18 protein-coding genes, 1 tRNA gene and 1 pseudogene are annotated in these 22918 nt (G+C 75.6%); 12 read left to right on the top strand and 8 right to left on the bottom strand.

Annotation, left to right across the window (positions count from 1 at the left end; translation table 11 throughout):
- Positions 1-130 precede the first annotated feature (130 nt).
- Entirely contained in the window at positions 131-757 is a 627-nt protein-coding gene (locus JHAT_RS21400; protein WP_077799855.1) for a histidine phosphatase family protein, read from the bottom strand.
- 191 nt (positions 758-948) lie between these two features.
- Here JHAT_RS21400 and JHAT_RS21395 point away from each other — a divergent pair, with 191 nt between their 5' ends.
- The 7 genes from JHAT_RS21395 (at position 949) to JHAT_RS21365 (ending at position 7399) form a co-directional block, all read left to right on the top strand.
- Positions 949-1902, top strand: coding sequence for a phosphatase PAP2 family protein (locus JHAT_RS21395; RefSeq protein WP_077799854.1), 954 nt, complete (start codon positions 949-951; stop codon positions 1900-1902).
- On the top strand, positions 1799-2995 hold the full coding sequence (locus JHAT_RS21390; protein WP_375603578.1) for a hypothetical protein: 1197 nt from the start codon (positions 1799-1801) through the stop codon (positions 2993-2995). Before JHAT_RS21395 ends, JHAT_RS21390 begins: the two co-directional genes overlap by 104 nt.
- Positions 2992-4590 (top strand): hypothetical protein, encoded by a 1599-nt coding sequence (locus JHAT_RS21385; RefSeq protein ID WP_171990998.1) that lies wholly within the window; start codon positions 2992-2994, stop codon positions 4588-4590. Before JHAT_RS21390 ends, JHAT_RS21385 begins: the two co-directional genes overlap by 4 nt.
- Positions 4587-5939 (top strand): AAA domain-containing protein, encoded by a 1353-nt coding sequence (locus JHAT_RS21380; RefSeq protein ID WP_077799853.1) that lies wholly within the window; start codon positions 4587-4589, stop codon positions 5937-5939. The genes JHAT_RS21385 and JHAT_RS21380 overlap by 4 nt, the downstream gene beginning before the upstream one ends.
- 297 nt (positions 5940-6236) lie before the next feature.
- Positions 6237-6608, top strand: coding sequence for a hypothetical protein (locus JHAT_RS21375; protein WP_077799852.1), 372 nt, complete (start codon positions 6237-6239; stop codon positions 6606-6608).
- 142 nt (positions 6609-6750) lie between these two features.
- The gene (locus JHAT_RS21370; RefSeq protein WP_077799851.1) at positions 6751-7335 is read left to right on the top strand and encodes a bifunctional DNA primase/polymerase; all 585 of its coding nucleotides are present in this window, start codon (positions 6751-6753) and stop codon (positions 7333-7335) included.
- Positions 7326-7399 (top strand) — tRNA-Lys (locus tag JHAT_RS21365). The genes JHAT_RS21370 and JHAT_RS21365 overlap by 10 nt, the downstream gene beginning before the upstream one ends.
- Before the next feature lie 90 nt (positions 7400-7489).
- Here the strand turns inward: JHAT_RS21365 and JHAT_RS21360 are convergent.
- The gene (locus tag JHAT_RS21360) at positions 7490-8848 is read right to left on the bottom strand and encodes a M6 family metalloprotease domain-containing protein (protein WP_171990997.1); all 1359 of its coding nucleotides are present in this window, start codon (positions 8846-8848) and stop codon (positions 7490-7492) included.
- 300 nt (positions 8849-9148) lie between these two features.
- Between JHAT_RS21360 and JHAT_RS21355 the strand changes: the two genes are divergently transcribed.
- A complete protein-coding gene (locus tag JHAT_RS21355; protein ID WP_290439810.1) occupies positions 9149-11134 on the top strand; it encodes a bifunctional diguanylate cyclase/phosphodiesterase in 1986 nt (661 codons plus the stop codon).
- Here JHAT_RS21355 and JHAT_RS21350 read toward each other — a convergent pair.
- On the bottom strand, positions 11110-12210 hold the full coding sequence (locus JHAT_RS21350; protein WP_077799850.1) for an LLM class flavin-dependent oxidoreductase: 1101 nt from the start codon (positions 12208-12210) through the stop codon (positions 11110-11112). The two genes, JHAT_RS21355 and JHAT_RS21350, sit on opposite strands and share 25 nt — an antisense overlap.
- A 111-nt stretch (positions 12211-12321) precedes the next feature.
- On the opposite strand from JHAT_RS21350, the pseudogene JHAT_RS35375 reads away from it, so the two are divergent.
- Positions 12322-12517: pseudogene (locus tag JHAT_RS35375) on the top strand (IS5/IS1182 family transposase); the annotation flags it as partial.
- A 68-nt stretch (positions 12518-12585) separates the two neighbouring features.
- On the opposite strand, the gene JHAT_RS21345 reads toward JHAT_RS35375, so the two are convergent.
- Together JHAT_RS21345 and JHAT_RS21340 are read right to left on the bottom strand one after the other, a co-directional pair.
- The gene (locus tag JHAT_RS21345) at positions 12586-14448 is read right to left on the bottom strand and encodes an SMI1/KNR4 family protein (protein WP_077799849.1); all 1863 of its coding nucleotides are present in this window, start codon (positions 14446-14448) and stop codon (positions 12586-12588) included.
- Between the two features lie 36 nt (positions 14449-14484).
- On the bottom strand, positions 14485-14955 hold the full coding sequence (locus tag JHAT_RS21340; RefSeq protein WP_077799848.1) for a pyridoxamine 5'-phosphate oxidase family protein: 471 nt from the start codon (positions 14953-14955) through the stop codon (positions 14485-14487).
- Positions 14956-15104: 149 nt separating this feature from the next.
- On the opposite strand from JHAT_RS21340, the gene JHAT_RS21335 reads away from it, so the two are divergent.
- On the top strand, positions 15105-18086 hold the full coding sequence (locus tag JHAT_RS21335) for a LuxR C-terminal-related transcriptional regulator (RefSeq protein ID WP_077799847.1): 2982 nt from the start codon (positions 15105-15107) through the stop codon (positions 18084-18086).
- Here the strand turns inward: JHAT_RS21335 and JHAT_RS21330 are convergent.
- The 3 genes from JHAT_RS21330 to JHAT_RS21320 all read right to left on the bottom strand — a co-directional run bounded on the left by JHAT_RS21330 (position 18083) and on the right by JHAT_RS21320 (position 20270).
- The gene (locus tag JHAT_RS21330) at positions 18083-18535 is read right to left on the bottom strand and encodes an iron chaperone (protein ID WP_077799846.1); all 453 of its coding nucleotides are present in this window, start codon (positions 18533-18535) and stop codon (positions 18083-18085) included. The genes JHAT_RS21335 and JHAT_RS21330 overlap by 4 nt on opposite strands.
- Before the next feature lie 170 nt (positions 18536-18705).
- Positions 18706-19437: an aspartate/glutamate racemase family protein gene (locus JHAT_RS21325; RefSeq protein WP_077799845.1), complete on the bottom strand. Its 732-nt coding sequence runs from the start codon at positions 19435-19437 to the stop codon at positions 18706-18708.
- Entirely contained in the window at positions 19434-20270 is an 837-nt protein-coding gene (locus tag JHAT_RS21320; RefSeq protein ID WP_077799844.1) for an aspartate/glutamate racemase family protein, read from the bottom strand. Before JHAT_RS21320 ends, JHAT_RS21325 begins: the two co-directional genes overlap by 4 nt.
- A 185-nt stretch (positions 20271-20455) precedes the next feature.
- Between JHAT_RS21320 and JHAT_RS21315 the strand changes: the two genes are divergently transcribed.
- On the top strand, positions 20456-21403 hold the full coding sequence (locus tag JHAT_RS21315; protein ID WP_077799843.1) for a D-2-hydroxyacid dehydrogenase: 948 nt from the start codon (positions 20456-20458) through the stop codon (positions 21401-21403).
- 74 nt (positions 21404-21477) lie between these two features.
- Positions 21478-22872, top strand: coding sequence for an amidase (locus tag JHAT_RS21310; protein WP_077799842.1), 1395 nt, complete (start codon positions 21478-21480; stop codon positions 22870-22872).
- Positions 22873-22918 lie beyond the last annotated feature (46 nt).

Below are 22918 nucleotides of genomic sequence, written 5' to 3'. Positions count from 1 at the left end.
GCCCGTGCCGCCCCAGGGGTGCCTCCCGAGCCGTTCGGGCACCGGGGAGGCACGACTCGCCCGCAGCTGCACGGTGTCGCAGCGCCGCAGCTACACAGTGCCGCGACCACGCGGTGACGCCGCGCCGCGGTTACGCGGTGACGCGGTGACGCGGTGTCGACCGGTCGGTCAGGTGGCCGAGGTCGTTCCAGGATTCGATGGCCGGTTCGCCGTAGGCCCAGCCCAGGGTCGACAGGGACGTCGGGTTCAGCCGGATCCGGGACGCGAAGTCGAGCGGCAGGCCCAGCCAGCGGGCGCCGATCGACCGCAGGATGTGTCCGTGGGCGAAGACCAGGACGTCCCGGTCCGCCTCCCGTGCCCACGCGACCACCTCGTCCGCGCGCGCGGTGACGTCGGCCAGGCTCTCGCCCTCCGGGACCCCGTCCCGCCAGATCAGCCAGCCGGGCCGGACCGCCTGGATCTCGGCCGGCGTCATGCCCTCGTACGCCCCGTAGTCCCACTCCATGAGCGTGTCCCAGGTGCGGGCGCGCTCGCCGAAGCCGGCGAGTTCGCAGGTCTCGCGGGCGCGGGACAGGGGGCTGGTGCGCACCTCGACGCCGGGCAGGCCGTCCAGGGGCGCCCGGTGCAGGCGCTCGCCGAGCAGCTCGGCACCGCGCCGGCCCTCCTCCAGGAGCGGCACGTCGGTCCTGCCGGTGTGCTTGCCGGCCAGCGACCACTCGGTCTGTCCGTGCCGGGCCAGCAGGATGCGCGGTGCCATGGAGGGGCCTTTCCGGGAGGGGTGTCGCAGGAGTCCCCTCCATCATCGCTCACACCGCGGGCGGGCAACCCGGGGGGACGTCCCGGCGTCTCTCAGGGCCGGGGGCGCTCCGCGGACGGGGCCCCCGGACGCCGTAGAGTGGCACGCCCGACGCCGTCGGGCACGCGAGAAGAAGGGGGAGGGCGATCGGATTGCCGCACACCGAGACACCGGGCACCGAGGCGGCCCCGCAGACTCGGCTCCGCTGGTGGACCGAGCTCCCGCTGATCGTCCTCGTGTACGCCTGCTACTCCGCGGGCCGCCTCCTGGTGCGCGGTGACGTCTCGGACGCCGTGGACCACGGGCTGGCACTCCTGGACATCGAGAAGGCGCTCCACCTCAACGCGGAGCACCCGCTCAACCGGCTCTTCACCCGCGAACCGTGGCTCGGCGTCCCGGCCGACTTCTGGTACGCGTCGCTGCACTACGCCGTCACCCCGGCGATCCTGGTCTGGCTGTTCCGCTCGCGCGCCGTGCGCTACCGGGCGGCCCGGACCTGGCTGATGACGTCCACGTTCATCGGACTGATCGGCTTCACACTGCTGCCGACCTGCCCGCCGCGGCTGCTGGACGCGAGCCACGGGTTCGTCGACACCATGGCCCACTACAGCTCGTACGGCTGGTGGGGCGGCGAGGCGAGCGCGCCGCGCGGTCTGGGCGGGATGACCAACCAGTACGCGGCCATGCCGAGCCTGCACGTGGGCTGGGCGCTGTGGTGCGGCGTGATGCTGTGGCGCCACGGCGGCACGCGCACGGCGAAGGCGGCCGGTGTCGTCTACCCGCTGGTGACGACGATCGTGGTGATGGGCACCGCCAACCACTACTTCCTCGACGCGGTGGCGGGCGCCGCCGTGATGGGCGCGGGCTTCCTGCTGGCGCCGTTCGTGATGCGGGTCGCGGACCGGGCGCGGACCCTGTTCACCGCGCGTCCCGCTTCCGCCCCGCAGGGTTCCGGCGGTGCCGACTCCCCGATTGTCAGCGGTGGATGCCAGACTTCCGCGGGTGAGCGATTTCCACGGCAGCGCGAACAGCGGCTCGGAGCGGGAGCCGAGCCGGACACCTCCCCCGCGGACGCGGGGGACGGGACTCCGGCACCGGCTCGCTGAGCTGCGCGGTCCCGACGTCCCGGCGAAGGCGCTGGACGCGCGGGCCCTGGCCGCCCTCGCCGCCAACCCGGGGTGCAGGCGACGGGCGATCCTCGACGGCGCCGGGGTGGACAAGGGTTCGCTGGCGAGTGCGCTGGGGTCGCCGTCGGTCTTCGGGCAGTCGCAGTTCGCCCTGACCCGGGGCAACGCCTTCGAGGCGCGGGTGAAGGCGGACGGCGGCGCCGAACTGCTGCGGCTCGTGCACGAGAGGCTGGACCGGGGTGCCGAGCCGCCCGCCGGGGCGCAGGTACCCGACCTGTCGGCGACCGGCCCCGAGGGCCGCACCGCCCGTACCTCGCTGGCGCTGCGGGAGGCGACCCGGGCGTCCGGCACCTGGACGCTCCTGGACCACCCGATGCTGGCCCTGGACGTCGCCGGCTCCCCCGCCTTCCTGGAGCCGGACGCGGTGGTCGTCCACCCGGACGGCACCTGGACGGTCGTCGAGATCAAGTCCTTCCCGATGCTGGACGGCTCCGCGGACCCGGCGAAGGTGGGCGCCGCCGCCCGGCAGGCCGCGGTGTACGTGCTGGCGCTGGAGGAGGTCGCCGCCCGTCTGGACCCGGCGCCGCGCGTGCGGCACCGCGTCCTCCTGGTCTGCCCCAAGGACTTCTCCAACCTGCCCACCGCGTCCGCCGTCGACGTGCGCAAGCAGCGGGCGGTGACCGGTCGCCAGCTGGCCCGCCTCACCCGCATCGAGGAGATCGCCGAGGCGCTCCCCGAGGGCGTCTGCTTCTCCCCCGCGCTGCCGGCCGACGAGCTGACGGCCGCGGTCGAGGTGGTCCCGGCGACGTACGCGCCCGAGTGCCTGTCCGCGTGCGAGCTGGCCTTCCACTGCCGTGCCCGCTCCCGGGAGACCGGCGCGGTGACCTCGCTGGGCCGCCCGGTGCGGGCCGAGCTCGGCGGGCTGTCGACGGTGGACGACGTGCTGGCGGCGGCGCGCGGGGAGGCCGGCGACCCGGACGACCCGGCGGTGGCGGCCCTGCGGCGGGCGGCGCGGCTGCGGGCGGAGGCCCTCGCGACGGCCGGTGCCGGGACCGGCGGGGTGACCGTATGACGCTGATCACCACGCTCGCCCGGCTCGAGGCGGTGCGCAGCGGCCGTGCCCAGCCCGCCGCCACCGTCCGGCACCGGCACCTGTCCGACCGCCCGCTGGTCCTCGTGCCGCTGACCACCGCCGGTGAGGCGGGCGCCCCGCTGGGCGCGCTGGTCGGCACCGACCGTCGGGCGCCGCACCTGCTGGTCGTCCCGCAGCCCCGCGACCGCGACCTGCGCTTCGCGTTCCTGGCCGAGCTGGCCGGCATCGTGCTGCCGCACGTCGAGGCGTGCGCGGAGGACGTCGAGGCCGCCGAGCGCACCGAGACCGACCCGGCGACCGGCAAGCGGGTCAAGGTCGAGGTCGACCTGTGCGCGGACGCGGCGCAGCTGATCGTGCCGAGCCGCGCGGGCATCGACTTCGTGCGGCTGCTCGGCCGGTCGATGCGCTTCCGGCGTACGGCGGAGGAGGATCCGGAGACGCCGCATCCCGCGCCGCCGAGGGTGCCGCTGCTCGGCCGGTGGCTGACCCACTACGGCGAACGGGCGCGGGTGCCCGGCTCGTCCCTCCTCCTCGCCATGACCGACCTGCTGGGCCGGCACTGGGCGACCGGTCAGTCCTCCCTGGAGGACCAGCACCTGGGGGCGCTGCTCGGGTGGATCGACCCGCCGGAGGGGTTCCCCAGCGGTGCCGAGGCCGCGCGCCACGCCGAACTCGCCCGCGACGCCGACGGCCAGCTGCGGTGCCCGCCCGCGGGCCCGGCGACCGACCCGGCCTTCGACAACAAGCTGCTCGCCCCGGCCGTCGAGCGCTACGACCGCGCGCGCACGGCGCTCGCCGCCGCCGAGGACGGGCTGGAGGCCGACGACCGGCTGGGCGCGCTCGCGGCCGCCGAGCGGGAGATCCGCGCTCTGGTGGAGAGCCGTACGCGGCCCACCTGGGACGCGGTGTGGCGGGGCCTGGACCTGCTGCGGGAGCTGCCCGCCGGGGCGCACGTCGAGGACCGGTGGACGCGCGACCGCTGGTCGTTCACCTCGCACCGCGACCGCGTCCTGGCCGGTGAGCCCCCGCAGCCGCGGCGGGACGACGCGGTGACGGCGGCGAACAAGCTCGCCACGCGCGAGCGCGAGCAGGCCCGGCTGGAGGCGCAGGAGGCGCTGGACGACCCGCTGGTGATGGCCGGGCGACGGCTGTCCGGGGAGGCCTTCGTGGGCGAGGTCGTGGACGTGGTCATGGCGTACAGCGAGGGCAGGCGGCCCGGTCCGCGCCCGCTGGTCACGGTCCGCACGGACGACCGGCCGCACCTGGGCGAGCGCGTGAAGGTGTACCGGTCGCTGGGCGGCAGGCCGCAGGCCGCGGAGTACGTCGGCGAGGACGACGAGGGCGGCCTCGTCCTGCGGATCCTGGACAAGATGGGCCGCGGCAGGGAGCCCGAGGCCGGGTCGGTGCCCGAGAAGGGCGACCTGGTCTGCTTCACCCTCTTCGAGCACGAGCAGCGCGGCGGCGCGAAGCTGCCCGCCCCGGAACAGACGCCGTGGACGCACGGCGGGCCGCCCGGTGAGGCGGCCGCCGTGCCGGAGCCCGCCGACGCCCAGACCCCGGAGGACGTCCTGTGACCACCACCGCCCCCGTTCGGGCCGGATCCGACCCGGGCGCCGAGGCGGCCCGCGCCACCTCGGCGATCCTGCACGACACCCTGCACGGCGCCGAGCGCGGTGTCGTCGTGGACTCCCCGCCCGGTGCCGGCAAGTCCACGCTCGTGGTGCGGGCGGCGCTGGAGCTGGCCGAGGCCGGACGTCCGCTGATGGTGGTCGCGCAGACCAACGCCCAGGTGGACGACCTGGTGCTGCGGCTCGCCGAGAGGGACCCGGACCTCCCGGTGGGCCGCCTGCACAGCAGCGACGCCGACCCGTACGACAAGGCGCTCGACGGCCTGGCCAACGTCCGCACGTCGGCGAAGGCCGCGGACCTCGCCGGGCAGGCGGTGGTGCTGTCGACGGCCGCGAAGTGGGCGCACGTCACGGTGGACGAGCCGTGGCGGCACGCGATCGTGGACGAGGCGTACCAGATGCGCTCCGACGCGCTGCTGGCCGTGGCGGGCCTGTTCGAGCGGGCGCTGTTCGTGGGCGACCCGGGCCAGCTCGACCCGTTCGCGACGGTGGGCAGCGAGCAGTGGGCGGGGCTGTCGTACGACCCGTCGGCCTCCGCGGTGACGACGCTCCTCGCGCACAACCCGGACCTGCCGCAGCACCGGCTGCCGGTGTCGTGGCGGCTCCCGGCGTCGGCGGCGCCGCTGGTGTCGGCGGCGTTCTACCCGTACACGCCGTTCCGCAGCGGCACGGGCCACGGCGACCGCCGCCTCTCCTTCGGTGTCCCGTCGGACGGTTCGGCCCCGGACCGGGTGATCGACGAGGCGGCGGAGTCCGGCTGGGGCCTGCTGGAACTCCCCGCCCGCCACACTCCGCGCACGGACCCGGAGGCGGTGCGCGCGGTCGCGCTGGTGGTCCGCCGCCTCCTGGACCGGGGCGGAGCGGCGACCTCCGAACGCTCCCCGGACCCCACCCCCCTCACCGCCGGCCGCATCGCCGTGGGCACCGCCCACCGCGACCAGGCCGCCGCCGTCCGGGCGGCCCTCGCGGAACTCGGCGTGCCGGACGTCACCGTGGACACGGCGAACCGGCTCCAGGGCCGTGAGTACGACGTCACGGTGGTCCTGCACCCCCTCTCCGGCCGCCCCGACGCCACCGCCTTCCACCTGGAGACGGGCCGCCTGTGCGTCCTGGCCTCCCGCCACCGCCACGCCTGCATCGTGGTCTGCCGCGAGGGGGTGACCGACCTGTTGGACGACTACCCGTCCACGGAGCCGGTCCAGTTGGGCACGCTGGTGAAGTTCCCGGACGGCTGGGAGGCGAACCACGCGGTCCTGGCGCACCTGGCGGAACACCGGGTGAGGTGGCGCCCCTGACCGACGGCCCCGCCTGCCCGACCCGAGCGGCTCCGACCGCCCGCGGCTACGGCAGCAGGGCGAAGGAGAGGGGGGCCACGGGGCGGACGACGCGGAGCAGTGCGTCCCTGTTCCCCCGAAGCCCCCGGCATGGGACAGCGGTCCATGCATACGGCCCGGACGGCTGGGAAGCCATTCTCGCGGTGCCCGGGGGGTGTGGCCCTCAGGGTCCTCAGGCCCTCTTGCGGGGGCGCGGGACAATGGACGGTGGCCCACCCGACATCGAGGGGGTCGATCGCGACGTACGAAGGAGAAGTCATGGCGGAGCACACGCCGCGTCGGGACCAGCCGCGGCTACGCCCCGCGCCCCTGCTGTTCGAGCCCGCGGAGGCGGCCTCCGACCCCGAGCACTTCTTCGACCTGGAGTCGATCGACGACCCCCGCGCGCTGCTGGAGCGGGCGACCGAGCTGACGCTCGCGTTCCGCGCCGCCGCGGACCGGGCGACGGAGTTCCAGGCGGTGGCGGCGGCCCAGCTCGCCGACCCGCGCCGCTTCGACCGGCTGACGACGGCGGACATCGCCGAGCGCGCCGAGTGGACCGAGGACTACGCCAAGAAGATGGTGGAGTTCGGCCGGGACCTGCTGCGCGGCGCCGAGGCCGGCGGACCGGGGCACGCCGACCCGGTGTGACCGCGCCCCGGCGCCCGTCCGTCTGTTCGACCAGGCCGGACGCATATGCCAGACGGGCAAGATACCCGCTCGCCACTCCCCCTGTCCCGGTTTCCCGCAACCCAGCGGAGCGGTTCCCTCACGCCCGGTAGACCTGGGGAGCATGAGCAGCACACGGAATGTCTCGGATGTCACCGCGGACGGCGCCGCCTGGCTGGCCTCGGCGGGTGCCTACCCGCGCAGCACCCTCGCCCTGTGGGAGGAGCGGCCGGACGCCCCGGTCGTCCTGCCCTGCGGTTCGGCCTTCGACGTGGTGAGCGCCCCCACGGTCTTCGGGCGCCGGATGCTGGACCGGATGTGGGACGAGGGCCCGGGGTCGGGACCCGTGGCCGAGTTCCGGGGCCGGATGCTGCTGTTCGCCGCGCCGGGCACCGCCCAGCGGCTGCCCTCGCTGCTGGAGTGGGAGGAGTGGAGCGCGCGCGGCCGGCGGGACGGCCGTGCCGGCGCCGTGCCGCCGCTGCTGTGCCACGGCGCCGGGGACGCGGTGACCGTCCCGGCCCTCGCCGACCCGTCCCCGCGTTCCGGCGCCCGCTGGCTGGTGGCCCCCGACACCCGCCTGCCGTGGCTGCCGGGTCCGGAGGTCCTGCTCTGGGCGGCCGTGCGGGCGGCCAGGGCCGCGGTGCGGATTTCGATTTTTCCCTCCGCCGACCCGGATGCTAAGGTCTACGACGTCAGCAGGCGCCGCTAGCTCAGTTGGTTAGAGCAGCTGACTCTTAATCAGCGGGTCCGGGGTTCGAGTCCCTGGCGGCGCACGTTGTCGATGGCGAGGCGGGTTCGCGGAAACGCGAACGGCCTCGCCATCGTCGTTCCCGCGCGGTCGCGGCGCGGCCCGCCCGGGAGGCTCAGCCGGGCGTGATCTTCACCGTCCAGGCCCCCGAGCCCGTCCGCCCCTCCACCTCGACCCGTACGCCGTCCCCCGGCACCGTGAAGCTCTCGCCGAGGCCCACCGGGGCGTCCGCGAGCGGCGGGTAGACCGAGTCCTCCCAGCAGGCCTCGGTGTGCGGGTGGGCGTCGATCACCTCGACCGGTCCGCCCCCGGACCGCGTCCCGCCGCGCACCCGGTACACCAGCACCCCCGCGCGGCAGGCGGCGGCGTCGTTGCCCACCGGCCCCCGCGCCTCGAAGGCGAGGGCGCTGTCGGTCCCGGTGCGGACCACGGCCAGCTTGGTGCCCCGGCCGAGCCCGAAGCTCGGCGCCCCGGCGGTCCCCGCCACCACCACGCCGGGGCCCGCGCCGAGCGGCTCCAGGGTCAGCCGGGTCGGTCCGCTGCCGCGCACGCACGTCACCTGCCGGGGCCGCAGCCAGCCCATCTTCCACTTGTGCCAGCCGAACAGGTCGGGGGCCAGCCCGAACTGGCTCCCCATCAGGTCCCAGTCGCCGACGAACGTGTCCCAGTCGCCCCTGCCGTCGGCGGGCCGGTGGTACAGGTCGGGCAGGTCGAAGACGTGCCCGGTCTCGTGGGCCAGCACCAGCCGGTCCGGCGGATGGTTCTCGAACACCGTGACGACCCGCCGGACGTCGGCGCCGTCGGCCCGCAGCGGGGAGCTCAGGTTGACGACCTTCGTGGCGTCGGAGTCGACGCCGGGGGCGTCCGGGTCGGCGACGAAGTAGACGATGTCGTAGCGGGAGAAGTCCACGTGCGGGTCGGCGGCGGCGAGCGCGTCGTGCAGGTAGGCGCCCCGGTGCTCGGCGCTCCAGTCGCGCCGTATGTCGTACGCCGTCGACGGCCTCGGCATGCGGATCCAGTTCCGCAGGGGGTGCGGGCGCAGCGTGAACGCGCCGTAGGAGGCGCGCTGGAAGAAGCGGGTGGTGGCCGGGAAGTGGTCGGCGGCCAGTTCGGCCGGTGTGGTCAGCGGCCGGGAGTCCGGGAAGGACAGGAACACCATCACCGCGGCCAGCGCGCGGGCCGGGCGCGGGTAGGCGGCGTTCCAGGTGTCCAGGCCCTCGGAGTGGTGGACCGCGGTGCGCCGGAGCTCGCAGGGCCGCGGGGAGAAGGGCTCGGCGACCGAGGGGGCGGCGATCAGGGAGGTCGCGGCGAGTGCCGACAGGGTGGTGCACACCGCGGCCGTGCTGCGCAGCCTGGGCCGGACCGCCCCCGTCGCGAGGCACCTCGCGCCGAGCCCCTCGAGGGCCTCGCGGGGAAGTCGCCTCAGGGGGAACGGGCGCGGCACGGGGACCTCCGGATGCGGTTCACGGGACACCGCACCCAGCTTGTGCTGGTTTGTCGTACTGCGCCCTGTTCGCCTGCACCGGATGGGTGAGTCACGCGGGATTCCGCCGGAGCGGGCCGGAGCCGACGCCCCCGGCCCCTTCACGGAACGTCACAACTGGTCGGAGGCGTGACGGAGTCGTCCAGAGACGGGCAGAAACGATCACCCGGAGGGCCTACTAGGTCCGGAAGGCGGATCGGCGGCTGGAAGGGCCCGGAGCCAACCTCTATGATCGGCACACTTTCCTGCACGGACAGACGGACCGAGATCGAGGCACTGCGGGAGCGAGCGGTGAACGGAACCTCCGAAGGGCCGGCGCCCGCGGCAGACCTCGACCGGTCGGCCGTCACGGACAGTGACACCGACCTGGCCGCAGGTGCCGGACCGGTCGCAGGTATCGACTCGGCCGCAGACACGGTCCCGATCGCGAGTACCGAACCGATCGCAGGTGCCGGACCGATCGCAGGCGCCGGACCGGCCGCAGACACCGCCCAGGCCGCTCGTACGGGCCCCCCGCCCTATCGCTCGGTGTTCACGGCCGCCCCGCTCGCGATGGCCGTCGTGGACCCCGAGGGCCTGGTCGTCAGCGCCAACGACACGCTGGGCACGCTGCTCGGCACCGATCCCGCGTCCCTGACCGGCCGCGCGGCGGCCGACCTGGTCGACCTCGCGTCCGACGCGGACACCTGGCACGCGTACCGCGAGGTGCTGTGCGGCCGGCAGCCCCGGCTGCGCTGCACCCGCCGTCTGAAGCGGGCCGACGGCCACTCCCTGTGGGTCCAGGTCACCGTGACCCGGCTGGCCGGGGACACGCCCGGTCTGCTGCTCTCCGTCTCCGACATCAGCGCCCGGCGCGAACTCCAGGCCCGGCTGCGCCACCTCCAGATGCACGACCCGGTGACCCGGCTGCCCAACCGCTCCCTGTTCTTCGAGCGACTGACGGCCGCGCTGGAGGCGGAGGCGTACGAGCACGGCGGCACCGGCCGGGTCGGCCTGTGCTACCTGGACCTGGACGGTTTCAAGGCCGTCAACGACACCCTCGGCCACCGCGTCGGCGACCGGCTGCTGGCCTCCGTCGCCGAGCGGCTCACGCGCTGCGCCGAGGAGGCCGCGGGCACGCGGGCCGGGGTGCCGCTGGTGGCCCGCCTCGGCGGCGACGAGTTCGCCCTGCTGGTGGAGGACTCCACGGGCACCGACCAGCTCGCCGACCTCGCCGAGTCCGTGCTGGCGGCCCTCCAGGAGCCCTTCGAGCTCTCCGGCCGCCGGCTGTCGGTCACCGCGTCGGTCGGCGTGGTCGAGCGGCACGCCGCCGGGACGACGCCCACCGCGCTGATGCAGGCGGCCGACACGACCCTGTACTGGGCCAAGGCCGACGGCCGGGCCCGCTGGACCCTGTTCGACCCCGAGCGCAACGCCAGCCGCATGACCCGCCAGGCCCTCGCCGCCACGCTCCGTCCGGCCATCGACCGCGGTGAGTTCGCCCTGGAGTACCAGCCGCTGGTGGGCATGGACGACGGCCGGGTGCGGGGCGTCGAGGCGCTCGTCCGCTGGAACCACCCCCAGTTCGGCGTCCTGGCGCCGAATCGGTTCATCGCGCTGGCGGAGGAGGACGGCTCGATCGTCCCGCTCGGCCGCTGGATCCTGCGCACCGCCTGCGGGCAGGCCCGCCGCTGGCAGCTCGACCACCCGGACGGGCCGCCCCTCTTCGTCAGCGTCAACGTGGCGGTCCGCCAGGTCTGGGACTCCGACCTGGTGGCGGACGTGGCGGCGACCCTGGAGGAGACGGGCCTCGCCCCGCACCTGCTCCAGCTGGAGCTGACGGAGTCCGCGGTGATGGGCTCGGCGGGCCGGCCGCTGCAGGTGCTGAAGGCGCTGAGCGACATGGGCGTCCGCATCGCCATCGACGACTTCGGCACCGGCTACTCGAACCTGGCCTACCTCAGCCGGCTGCCGGTGTCGGTGCTGAAGCTGGACGGCGCCTTCGTCCGGGGCTTCCAGTACGACGGGGTCGCCGGCGCCGCCGAGGCGTCCGACGACGCGGCGAGCCCGGCCGACGAGGTCATCGTCGAGGCGATGGTCCAGCTCGCCCACCGCCTCGGCCTGACCGTCACCGCCGAGTGCGTGGAGACCTCCGACCAGGCGAGCCGACTGCGCCGCATCGGCTGCGACACCGGCCAGGGCTGGCTGTACTCCCGGCCGGTGGCGCCGGACCGCATCTCCGCGCTGCTGGGCGCCTCCGGGACGCCCGGGGTTCAGGCTGGCGCCGGCAGGCCGTAGGCGTCGGCGATCAGCTCGTAGGAGCGCAGGCGCACGTCGCCGCCGTGGGCGTTGGCGGTGAGCATCAGCTCGTCGGCGCCGGTGCGCTTCTGCAGGTCGTCGAGGCCGGCGCGGACCTCGTCGGCGGTGCCGTGGATGACGTTGGCGTTCCAGGACGCCACGAACTCCCGCTCCATCGGGCTGAAGTCGTACGCCTCCGCCTCCTCGGGCGTCGGCACCAGTCCGGGGCGCCCGGTGCGCAGCCGGACCATGTTCAGCGCGGCGGCCAGCACCTGCCGGCGGGCCTCCTTCTCGTCGTCGGTGGCGAGCGCGGCGACGCCGATGAGGGCGTAGGGCGCGTCCAGCACGGCCGACGGGCGGAAGGACTCGCGGTACAGGTCCAGCGCCGGGACGGTGTTCTGCGCGGAGAAGTGGTGCGCGAAGGCGAAGGGCAGCCCCAGGGCGCCGGCCAGCCGGGCGCTGAAGCCGGACGAGCCCAGCAGCCACACCGGCGGCCGGTGCGGGGACTGGACGCCGCCGGGGGACGTGGCCTGGACCGGGCCCGGCACGGCGTGGATGCGGCGGTACGGGTGCCCGTCGGGGAAGTCGTCGTCCAGGAACCGGATCAGCTCGGCGAGCTGCTGCGGGAAGTCGTCGGCGCCCTCGTTCAGCCGGTCGGTGCGGCGCAGGGCGGCGGCGGTCGCCCCGTCGGTGCCGGGGGCGCGGCCGAGGCCGAGGTCGACGCGGCCCGGCGCCATGGCCTCCAGGGTGCCGAACTGCTCGGCGATCACCAGCGGGGCGTGGTTCGGCAGCATGACGCCGCCGGAGCCGAGCCGGATGCGGCCGGTGTGGGCGGCGAGGTGGGCGAGGATCACGGCGGGCGAGGAGGAGGCCACGCCGGGCATCGAGTGGTGCTCGGCGACCCAGTAGCGGTGGTACCCGCGGGCCTCGGCGAGGCGCGCGATGTCCACGCTGGTCCGCAGCGCGTCCGTGGCGGTGCGGCCCGCGCCGACGGTCACCAGGTCCAGTACGGAGAGGGGGACGGGAGCGGTGCCGTGGGCGGTGCCCCGGATCTCCTCTGCGGCGTCTGCGGCCATGGTGGGGTGCCTCCTGTTGTATGCCGGTTCGCGAGTCGCTGCGCTGCCTAACAGGAGGGTGCCTCCGGTTATTCCCCGGCGGGTGCCTCGAGGGCGTCGGGGAAGGCGGTGAGGGCGGTGAGGGCGTACCCAGTCCTGCCCGGAGCTGTCCCACGACGTCCGCGCGGCCCGCGGGCACGGCCTCGTCGGCGCCGGCATCACGTGCTGGGGCGACAAGGGCTGTCAGGACGCCCTCGGAACGGTCCGGGTTCCGTTCCGAGACCGCTGGGAGACGCTCTCCGCAGGTCAGCAGGCCGTGAGCCGGTCGGCCCGTTTTCCATGGGGCTGATCGGTCGGCTGGTCGCCCGGCTCAGGTGGCGACGAGCGGCTTGAGCCTCACCCGAGCCGGGACCAGGTGAAGACGGCGTAGCCCTCCCCCTCGCGGGGTGCCCTGGTCCACGAGTGGGTGGTGAAGCGGTGCAGGGCTCCGTCGGTGAGGGCGAAGCGGGGCAGGGACAGGGCGAACTCGGTTTCCAGGGCCGCCAGCAGGCGTCGTTCGTCCGTCGTGTCCTCGAACAGCCGGGCCGGGTCCAAGGGGGCCGGGACCTCCCCCGTGGTCTCGGTCTCCTCGCCCCGTACGGTGAACGCGAACTGCTCACGTCCGCGTTCCGCCACCGACAGGTGAACCACTCGGTCCGTGTGCATCCGGGCCGGCTGGACCCAGAGCGTCACGCAGCGCCCCTGCGCGGAGGCCGCCGCGGCGGGAGAGGCGAAGAACTGGCCGCCCGGCGCCTGCGCGGGGGCCTCCTCGAAGCCGAACGTCCACCCGGACGCCGTCCGGCCCACGGAGAGCACCGCCCGGTCCTCCCAGGGCTCGCCGGTGCCCGCCCCCGGGCCGGGGTGCCCGAAGACGCGCTCCCGGGGGCCGACGGGCTGCGGGCTCAGACCCGTGCCGCCCGGCTCCCCGATCAGGCCGGGCAGGCCGGCCGGGTCGGTGCCCTCCACCCACAGGCAGCGGTAGCCGGTGCGTATGCGGTTGCGCGCGTCGTCCACCAGCCAGCGCAGCCCCGGCGGGTCCACGTCGGGCGCGGGCTCCGGTGCCGGGCCGGTGCGGCCCGCACGGGGCGTGGACACCAGTTCCCGCCAGCGTTCGGGCGTGACCACCTGCCGCAGTACCGAGTCGGCCGTCAGGCCCACCGGTGCCACCAGGGCCGGGCCGGGCGGTGACCAGGACGGCAGCGCCGCCCGGATCGTCCGCCACGCCCCGTCCACGTCACCCCAGCGGGCCGCCTCCCGCGCCTCGGCCACCGCCCGCCCGAACGCCCCGCCGGGCTCGTACCGGTGGACACCGTCCCGGATGCGGGCGACGAGGTCGTCCGCCGCCGCCCGCATCGCGTCGTCGAGTTCGAAGCCGGGGGTGAGGGGCCCGGGCGACTGCCGGTACCGGTTGTCCTCCAGGTGCGCGGCCGCCAGCACCGGCAGCAGCTCGTCGGTGTAGCGGGGGTCGGTGACCAGGGCGGCGTAGGCGAAGCGCAGGTTGACGGCCGGGCGTACGGTGAGCTGCCGCAGCAGGGCCGCCGACCCGGGGCGGCCGAACGACCATGCCTCGGCGAGCAGTCCGGCGGCCGCGTCCCCGTGTCCGCGCAGCGCCTCCTCCCTGGCCCGTTCGACGTTGGCGTCCTGGGCGCGGGTGGTGGCGTTCTCGAACCCGGGCACGGAGCCGGCCCGGTCCGCGTGGAACGCGCGGTACCGCGCCTCCATGTAGGCGCGGAACGACGGGTACCGGTCCGGGAGGTCGCCGCTCCAGCCCTGGTACACGTACAGCGCCCATTCGCCGTCCTCGCCGACGTCCCCGGGGTCGAGCAGGGCGTGCGACATGTCGGACTCCGTCTCCAGCCGCAGCGCCCGCCGCCACATGCCGGCCAGCAGGCGATTCTCGTCGCTCGGGGCCTCGTCCAGGAACTCCTCGTAGATCTCCGTGAGCCCGTACGGGTCCCCGAACCAGTCGATCTCCCCGACGCCGCCCAGCCGGTACACCGACGCCGTCGCGTCCACCCACCAGCCGTCGGCAGCGGTCAGGAACTTCCGGTAGGACGGCGGCAGTCGCGTGCCGAGCCGCCGCTCGGCCGCCACGACGGCCGCCTCCGGAGCGGGCGGCCCGCCGAGCCGCTCCCGGTGGGTCCCGTGCTCGTCCGGCACCCATTCCGCCTGCCAACGCCCCAGGAATTCGCACCAGTCGAAATCGCCGTCCGTCGTCATGCCGGGCATCCTGTCATCCGGCACCGACACGGGGCGTCAGGTGAGCCAGTGGCCGTCGCGCATCAGCTCGCGGCCGGTCAGCTCGTTCTCCTCACGCCAGGCCTGGACGCGGCGCGGGACGAGGCGGAACCAGCGGTACGCCGTGGCCGAAGCGCGCGGATCGAAGCCCGTGCGCGCGGCGAACCGGTCGCCCCGCTGCGGCGGCAGCGCGTCGAGCTCCAGGACCTCGACATCGACGTCGATCACGGTGACGTCGCGGGTGTGGCCGAGGGCGAGCCGGGCGGCCCGGGTGGCGGCGAGGTTCCTGCCGGTGGGGCTGTCCGCCGGCGTGGCCGCCAGCAGCACCTCGCCGTCCCAGTCGAAGGACAGCGGTACGAGGTACGGGGCGCCGTCCGCCGAGGCGCTGGCCACCCAGACGTCGACGTCGTGGGTGAGCCGGTGCTCGGCGTCCCGGCGGCGCCGGGCGCGGGAGCGGGCGACGGTGGCGGTGGCGGTGGCGGTGCTCATGGTCACTCCTGTCGGCCGAGGGTCGCGACCACCCGGTTCGGGCCGGGTGGATCGCCGTGGTCGGAGCCTCCCGCGGCCGGGGTGCGGGCCGCTTCCGTGCCGACCACGGAAATCGCCACGGACGACGAACCGCCACGGATAATGACCCGGTGACCAGTCCAGGGATATCGGCGCGGGAAGCGGAAGTGCTCGCGCTGCTCGGGGAGCACCTCAGCAACGCGGAGATCGCGGCCCGGCTGGTCCTCTCCGTACGCACCGTCGAGTCGCACGTCTCCTCGCTGCTGCGCAAGCTGGGGCTGCCGGACCGGCGGGCACTCGCCCGGCACGCGGCCGAGGTGGCGCGGGCGGAGCGGTCGCGGTCGGCGCCCGCGCTGCCGGCGCCGTTGACGTCGTTCGTCGGCCGGGTGCGGGAGCGCGGCGAGCTGGCCGAGGCGGTGAAGGCGCACCGGCTGGTGACCGTCACCGGTCCGGGCGGGGTCGGCAAGACGCGTCTGGCGCTGGCCGTGGCGGCGGACGTGGCCGGCGACTTCGCGGACGGGGTGTGGTTCGTCGACCTCGTCCCCGTGGCCGAGCCGGACCGGGTGGGGGCGGCGGTCGCGGCGGCCGTCGGCGTGGGCGAGCAGCCCGGGCACGGCGTCGACGACGCGGTGGCGGCCGCGCTGGCGGACCACCGGGCGCTGCTGGTGCTGGACAACTGCGAGCAGGTGCGCGAGGGCGTGGCGCCCTTCCTGGAACGGCTGTTGGCCGCCTGTCCAGGGCTGCGGGTGCTCGTGACGAGCCGGGCCCGGCTGATGGTGCCGTTCGAGCGGGTGCTGCCGGTACCGCCGCTGTCCGTGGCCGGCGGTGACGCGTCGGAGGCGGTGGCGCTGTTCATGGACCGGGCCGTCGCCGTCGGGCAGCCGCCCGGTCCGGCGGCGGGCGACGGGATCGTGGCCGTCTGCGAACGGCTCGGCGGCATGGCGCTGGCGATCGAGCTGGCGGCGGCACGCTGGTCCACGCTCGGCCTGGACGGTCTGACGGCCGGTCTCTCCGACCCCCTGCGGATCCTCACCGGCGGGCCCCGCGCGAACGACCGGCACCGGTCGCTGCGGGCGGTACTGGACTGGAGCCACGACCTGCTGGACCCGTGGGACCGGGCGCTGCTGCGCCGGGTGTCGGTCTTCGTCGCCCCGTTCACGGCGGAGGCGGCCACGGAGGTCGCGGCGCTCGCGGCGGGGGACGCGGCGCTCGCGGCGGGGGACGCGGCGCTCGCCACGGGGGACGCCGACGCCGCGGGACGGCCTGTCGGCGAGGACGCCACCGGGGCCGCGGGACGCACCGCCGGCGCCGGCACCGGGGCCGGCGAGGTCGTCGGGCTCGCCGCCGGCGCGGGCGCCGCCGTCGTCGACGGGCTGGGGCGGCTCGCCGAGCAGAGTCTGCTCATCGTGACGCCGTCGCCGACCGGCACCCGGTACCAGGCGCTGGAGCCCATCCGCCAGTACGGGGCCGAGCGGCTCGCCGAGGCCGGTGAGCCGGCCGTGGTGCGCGCCCGGCACCTGGCCTGGTGCCTGGCGGCGGCGACCGCGCTGGAGGACGCGTCGGGGCCGGACTGGCGGGCCCGTTTCGACGCGCTCGCGGACGACTGCCGGGCCGCCCTCGCCTGGGCCGCCGGCCGACCGGAGCGGCGCGCGGACGCCCACCGTCTCGCCCTGTCGCTGGCCCGGCTCGCCTTCACCCGCACCCTGCTCGGCGAGGCCCAGCAGCGCTACGAGCAGGCCGCCTCCCTCACCGACGACGGCACCGCCGCCGCCGAGGCGCTGCGGCAGGCCGCCGCGGTGGCCGGGTGCCGCAGGCTCGGCGACGACATGTACCGCCTGCACCGCGCCGCCGCCGATGCCGCCCGGCGGGCCGGGGACGGTGCGGGGGCGTGCCGCGACCTGGCGGCGGCCGCCACCGTCGCGTACCGCTTCTCCACCCTGTTCCCGCGGATTCCCCCCGTGGCGGAGGTGACGGCCCTGCTCGCCGGGGCGCGGGAGCGGTCCGACGGCTCCCCCGCGGCCGAGGCCGCCGTCGCGCTGGCCGAGGCCGCGGTGCTCGACGACGCGTACGGCGCGGTCCAGGGCACCGCGGAGAGCACCGTCGCCGACACCGTCGGCCGCGCCGAGCAGGCCGTCGCGCTCGCCCGGCGCACGGGTGACCCGGTGACGGAGTCCGCCGCCCTGGACGCGCTGTCCGGCGCCCGGGGCTGGGCCGGTGACGCCTTCGCCGTCGCGGCGGCGGCCCGGCGCCGGGTCGACGTCCTGGCCTCCGCCGCGCCCGCCCCGGCCGCCACGCACGAGTCGATGGACGCCCTCGCCATGGCGGCCGCCACCGCCCTCGGCGTGGGAGCGCTGGCGGACGCCCGGCGGTGGGGCGGACGGCTCGCCGGCCACCCGCTGCTGGCCGAGGCGGGACACCACGCCACGGCGTGGCTGCTGACTGCGGACGCGTTCGCCGGGCACGGCCACGAGGTGCTGGGCCGCAGCACGCGGTTCCTGGAGGCGTGGGAGCACAGTGGCCGCCGGCCGTCGCTGTCCCTGGGCGCCGCCGCCGCGTCGGTCGCCATGGTGCACGGCCTGCGCGGCGAGCACGACGAGCGGGCGGCCTGGCTGGCGGTCGTCGACCGGGCGGACACGGCTCCCGAGCAGCACCGTCTCGGCTACGGCGCGGTCCTCGACGCCATGGTCCTGCTGCACCACGGGGACGCCGGGGCGGCGCTGGAGCGCCTCGCGCCGGACCCCGGTGAGGTGTGGAAGTGGGTGTGCTGGATCTGGCTGCACTGGTACGTGGCCCTCAGGGCGGAGGCGGCGGTGCTCGCCGGTCACCCGGAGGCCCGGGCCCGCGTCGAGGCCGCGCGGAAGACGGTCGCCGGGAACCCGGTCGCCACCGCCCAGGTGGAGCGCGCGGAGGCGCTGCTCGACGGTGACCTGCCGGGGCAGCTCGCCGCCGCGGCGGCCTTCGACGCGGCCGGCTGCCCCTACCAGTCGGCGCGCACCCTGCTCCTCGCCGGGGGCGGGCACGCCGCCGCCGGCGAGGCCGCGCTCACGGGTCTGGGGCTCACGGGTCTGGGGCTCACGGGCCCGGGGCGCACGGCCCCGGGGCGCACGTCCTAGCTCACCGCCTGCTTCACGAGGGCGGCGATGCGCTCCTCCACCTCGGGCGTGACCTCGGTCAGGGCGAAGGCGGTCGGCCACATCGCGCCGTCGTCCAGCTGCGCCGGGTCGTTGAAACCGAGCGTCGCGTAGCGCGCCTTGAACTTCGCCGCGCTCTGGAAGAAGCAGACGACCTTGCCGTCCAGCGCGTAGGCGGGCATCCCGTACCAGAGCTTCGGCGCGAGCTGCGGAGCGGTGGCCGTGACGACGGCGTGGACGCGTTCGGCCATGATCCGGTCGGAGCCCTCCATCTCGGCGATCTTCGCGAGCAGGTCCCGCTCGGCCTCCGCCGCCTTCTCCGCCTTCGAGCCGCGCCGCGCCGCCTTCTTCTGCTCCTGGGCGTGCTCCTTCATCGCGGCGCGCTCGTCGGCCGTGAAACCCTCGTACGCGGTGTCGCCGGTGGCGGTCATGGTCACTCCCGTGAGTCGTGATGCGGGTTCGGCCGGGTCCGTGTCCGGCCGCTGTGGTCACAGCCTCTCCCGGCCGCCGCGCCCACGCCTCCGTGCCGACCACGGACAGCACCACGGAACCCGGTACGGAACCGGCCCGGAGCCGGTACGGGCCCGCCGGCGCGCGTCCCTCACACCTGGACCACCGGCTCCCGCGTGAACAGGGCCCCCAGCTCCGGCGCGTTGACCCGGCGGTCGGCCAGCCGCAGCCCCTCCCAGACGGTGACCTGGTTGGCGGTGAGGACCGGCTTGCCCAGCTCCTTCTCCAGGAGCGGGATGTGCGCCGCCGTGTGCAGGGCGGTGTCGGGCAGGAGGACGGCCTCCGCGTCCGGGTGGTCGGCCGCGCGGGCCAGCGCCAGCACCTCGGCCTCGGTCCAGGTGCCGACCTCCGCGGCCGTGACGACGCCGGAGCCGACGACGGCGACGGTCTCCAGGCCGGCGGTGCGCAGGAAGTCCGCGAACAACCGGGCCACGTCGTCGGGGTACGTCGCGCCGACGGCGACCCGGCGCACCCCGAGCTCCTTCGCCGCGTGCACGAAGGCGAAGGAGGTCGAGGAGGCGGGCAGGCCCGCCGTCCGGGCCAGGGTGCGCACCTGGTCCTGGGCGCCCTCCCAGCCGTGCACGAAGCTGCCGCTGGTGCAGGCCCACACCACGGCGTCGGCCCCGGCCAGACGGAGTTCCGCCGTGCCCGCCTCGAGCCGCTGCGGCGAGCCCATCTCGCGCAGGGCGTCGACGCGGTGCGCGTCCTCGCCGATGTCGGTGTGCACCAGGTCCACTCGGATGTCGCTGCCCAGGAGCTGCTCGATGCGTGGGTAGTCGTCCTCGCCGGAGTGGCCCGGGTACAGGAACCCCAGTGCTGTCATGTCCACCCTTCCTGCTGCTGTTCCGTGCCGGGGACTTCGGGGGTCTCCGGCAGTACGGGACCGGCCGGCCCCGGCACCGCGGGGCCGGTCCGCGCCGCCGGGTCGGTCAGCGCCTGGTACGGCCCCACGGCACGGGTACCCAGTCGGCGCAGCGCCGCCCACATCGTCACTTGGTTGGCCGAGATCACCGGGATGCGCAGCTCGGCCTCCAGCTGCGGGATGACGTCGTAGGTGGGGAGGTTGGTGCAGGAGAGGAACAGCGCGTCGGCCGCCTCCGGGTGCGGCACCGCCCGGCGTGCCATCTCGGCCACGTCCCGGTACGGCACCTTCCAGATGTGCCGGGTCAGCCCCATGAACGCGCAGCCCGTGACCGTGACGCCCGCCTCGGCGACGTACTCCTCCAGCACCCGGGTCACCGACACGGTGTACGGCGTCACCAGCGCGACCCGGTGGACGCCCAGCTCGGTCAGCGCGTCCAGCAGCGCGCCCGAGGTGGTGACGGACGGGACCGCGCCGGCCCAGGTCATCGCCTCGCACATCGCGCGCTCGCCGGCGATGCCGCCGACGAAGCTGCCGGAGGCGCAGGCGTAGGCGACGACCTCGGGCGTGATGGCGTTGAGGGTGCGCACGGCCTCGCCGAGCGTCTCGTGCTCGCTGACCGTCCGGGCGAGGTCCAGGCCGACCTCGACGGGCACGTAGGGGGTTCGCGTCATGTGCAGCGAGACCTCGTCGGGCACCCACCGCCACAGCTCGCGGTCGAGCGCGAAGTCGAACGGGGCGACCACGCCGACCCCGCGTTGCGGAGCTGGTCCGCCGAGAAAGGAGATGTCCATGGCACGCACCGGCCTCACACAGAGGAAGGAGAGGGCAACGCACCGTACGCACGGCCGTGTTGACGAAGGTAGGTTCTGGTGCGAGCGTGGTCAATCCGCCCGTGTCACCAGGAGGTGAACAGCCGGCCGACCCGCCGTCGCCGCTCCGCCAGCCGCCCCTCCCGCCTTCCGGAGAGCCGTCGCCGATGACCATGCCCACCCTCCTCGTCCTGGACGCCGGTCAGCCGCCCCGGCTGGGCCGGCTGACCGGCCGGGTCCGGATCGAGCACGCGGACGAGGCGACCCTCGCCGAGCGGCTGCCGCACGCGGACGTGCTGCTCGTGTGGGACTTCGCGTCGCACGCCGTGCGCCGGGCCTGGCCCGGTGACGGGCCGCGTCCGCGCTGGGTGCACACGGCGAGCGCGGGCGTCGACCACCTGATGTGCCCCGAACTGGCGGACTCCGACACGGTGGTGACGAACGCGCGCGGCGTCTTCGACCAGCCGATCGCCGAGTACGTCGCCGCCCTGGTGCTGGCGATGGCCAAGGACCTGCCCCGCACGCTGGAGCTGCAGCGGGAGCGGACCTGGCGGCACCGCGCGTCGCAGCGGGTGGCCGGAACCCGTGCCTGCGTGGTCGGCTCGGGGCCGATCGGACGGGCGGTCGCCGGGACGCTGGAGGCCCTCGGCGTCACCACCGCGCTGGTCGGCCGGACCGCGCGGCCGGGGGTGCACGGCCCGGAGGACCTGGACCGGCTGCTGGCCCGCGCCGACTGGGTGGTGGCCGCCGCGCCGCTCACCGACGACACGCGCGGCATGTTCGACGCCCGCCGGTTCGGCGTGATGCAGCCCTCCGCCCGCTTCGTCAACGTCGGGCGCGGACAGCTGGTCGTCGAGGCCGACCTCGCGAAGGCGCTGTCCGAGCGGTGGATCACGGGCGCCGCGCTGGACGTCTTCGCGCACGAACCCCTCGGCTCCGACAGCCCGTTGTGGCAGGTCCCCGGGCTGATCGTCTCCCCGCACATGAGCGGCGACACGGTCGGCTGGCGGGACGACCTGGGGGCGCAGTTCGTCGAGCTGTACGAGCGGTGGGCGGCGGGCGAGCCGCTGCCGAACGTGGTCGACAAGAGGCGTGGGTACGTGCCCGGGCCCTGACGTCCCCGCGACCGGTCCCGGCAAGGTCCCCGGCAAGCGGCTCAAGGAAGCGTTCCCAGGAAGCGGGAGGGTGCATGACCGACCTCACCGAGCTGACCGCCGTGCGGCTCGTCGACGGTTACCGCAAGGGCGAGTTCAGCCCCGTGGAGGTGACGCGGGCGGTCCTGGACCGGGCCGAACGCGTCCAGCCGGAGGTGAACGCGTTCGTCCGGCTGACCGGCGAGGAGGCGCTGGAGCAGGCGCGGCGGGCCGAGGAGCGGTGGCGGCGCGGGGAGCCGGTCGGGCGGCTGGACGGGGTGCCGGTCACGGTCAAGGACATCCTGCTGATGCGCGGCCACCCGACCCTGCGCGGCTCCCTGGCCGTGTCCCCGGACGGCCCCTGGGACGAGGACGCGCCGTCCGTCGCCCGGCTGCGCGAGCACGGCGCGGTCCTCGTCGGCAAGACGACGACGCCCGAGTTCGGCTGGAAGGGCGTGACCGACTCGCCGCTGAGCGGCGTCACCCGCAACCCGCACGACCCGTCCCGCACCGCGGGCGGCTCCAGCGGGGGCGCGGCGGCGGCCGTGGCCCTGGGGGCGGGGCCGCTGGCGCTGGGCACGGACGGCGGCGGCAGCGTGCGGATCCCGGCGTCCTTCTGCGGGATCTTCGGCCTGAAACCGACGTACGGCCGGGTTCCGCTGTATCCGGCGAGCGCCTTCGGCACGCTGGCGCACGTCGGTCCGATGACCCGGGACGCGGCGGACGCGGCGCTGATGCTGGACGTGATCGGCACGCCGGACGCCCGCGACTGGTCGGCGTTGGGCCCGGCGCCCGGCTCGTACTCCGAGGCCCTGGCGGACGGGGTGCGGGGGCTGCGGGTGGCGTACTCGCCCTCGCTCGGCGGGCAGGTGGCGGTGCGCCCGGCGGTGGCGACGGCGGTGCGGCGGGGCGTGGAGCGGCTGGCGGAGCTGGGCACGTACGTCACCGAGGCCGACCCGGACTTCGCGGACCCGGTGGACGCCTTCCACACCCTGTGGTTCAGCGGGGCCGCGCGGGTCGCGCAGGGGCTGCGGGCGGCGCAGCGGGAGGTGCTCGACCCGGGGCTGCGGGAGATCTGCGGGGCCGGGGCGCGGTACTCGGCGCTGGACTACCTGGCCGCGGTGGACGTCCGGATGGAACTGGGCCGCCGGATGGGTCGCTTCCACGAGACGTACGACCTGCTCGTCACGCCGACGTTGCCGATCACCGCGTTCGAGGCGGGTGTCGAGGTGCCGAGGGGGTCGGGGTGTCGGCGGTGGACGGGGTGGACGCCGTTCACGTATCCGTTCAATCTCACGCAGCAGCCTGCGGCGACGGTGCCGGTGGGGTGGGACGAGGGTGGGTTGCCCGTGGGGTTGCAGTTGGTGGCTGCCCGGCATCGGGATGATGTGGTGTTGCGGGCGGCGCATGCGTTGTACGGGGCGGGGGTGGGGAGGTCGGACGGTCGGTGACCGGCGTGGGCGTGGGCCGGGCGTGGGGTGCGCGGCCCGGCGCTGA

Origin of the sequence: Streptomyces sp. JHA26, assembly GCF_002005565.1 — a bacterium.
Lineage (GTDB): Bacteria > Actinomycetota > Actinomycetes > Streptomycetales > Streptomycetaceae > Streptomyces.
This window is presented reverse-complemented; position numbering and strand designations above follow the sequence as displayed.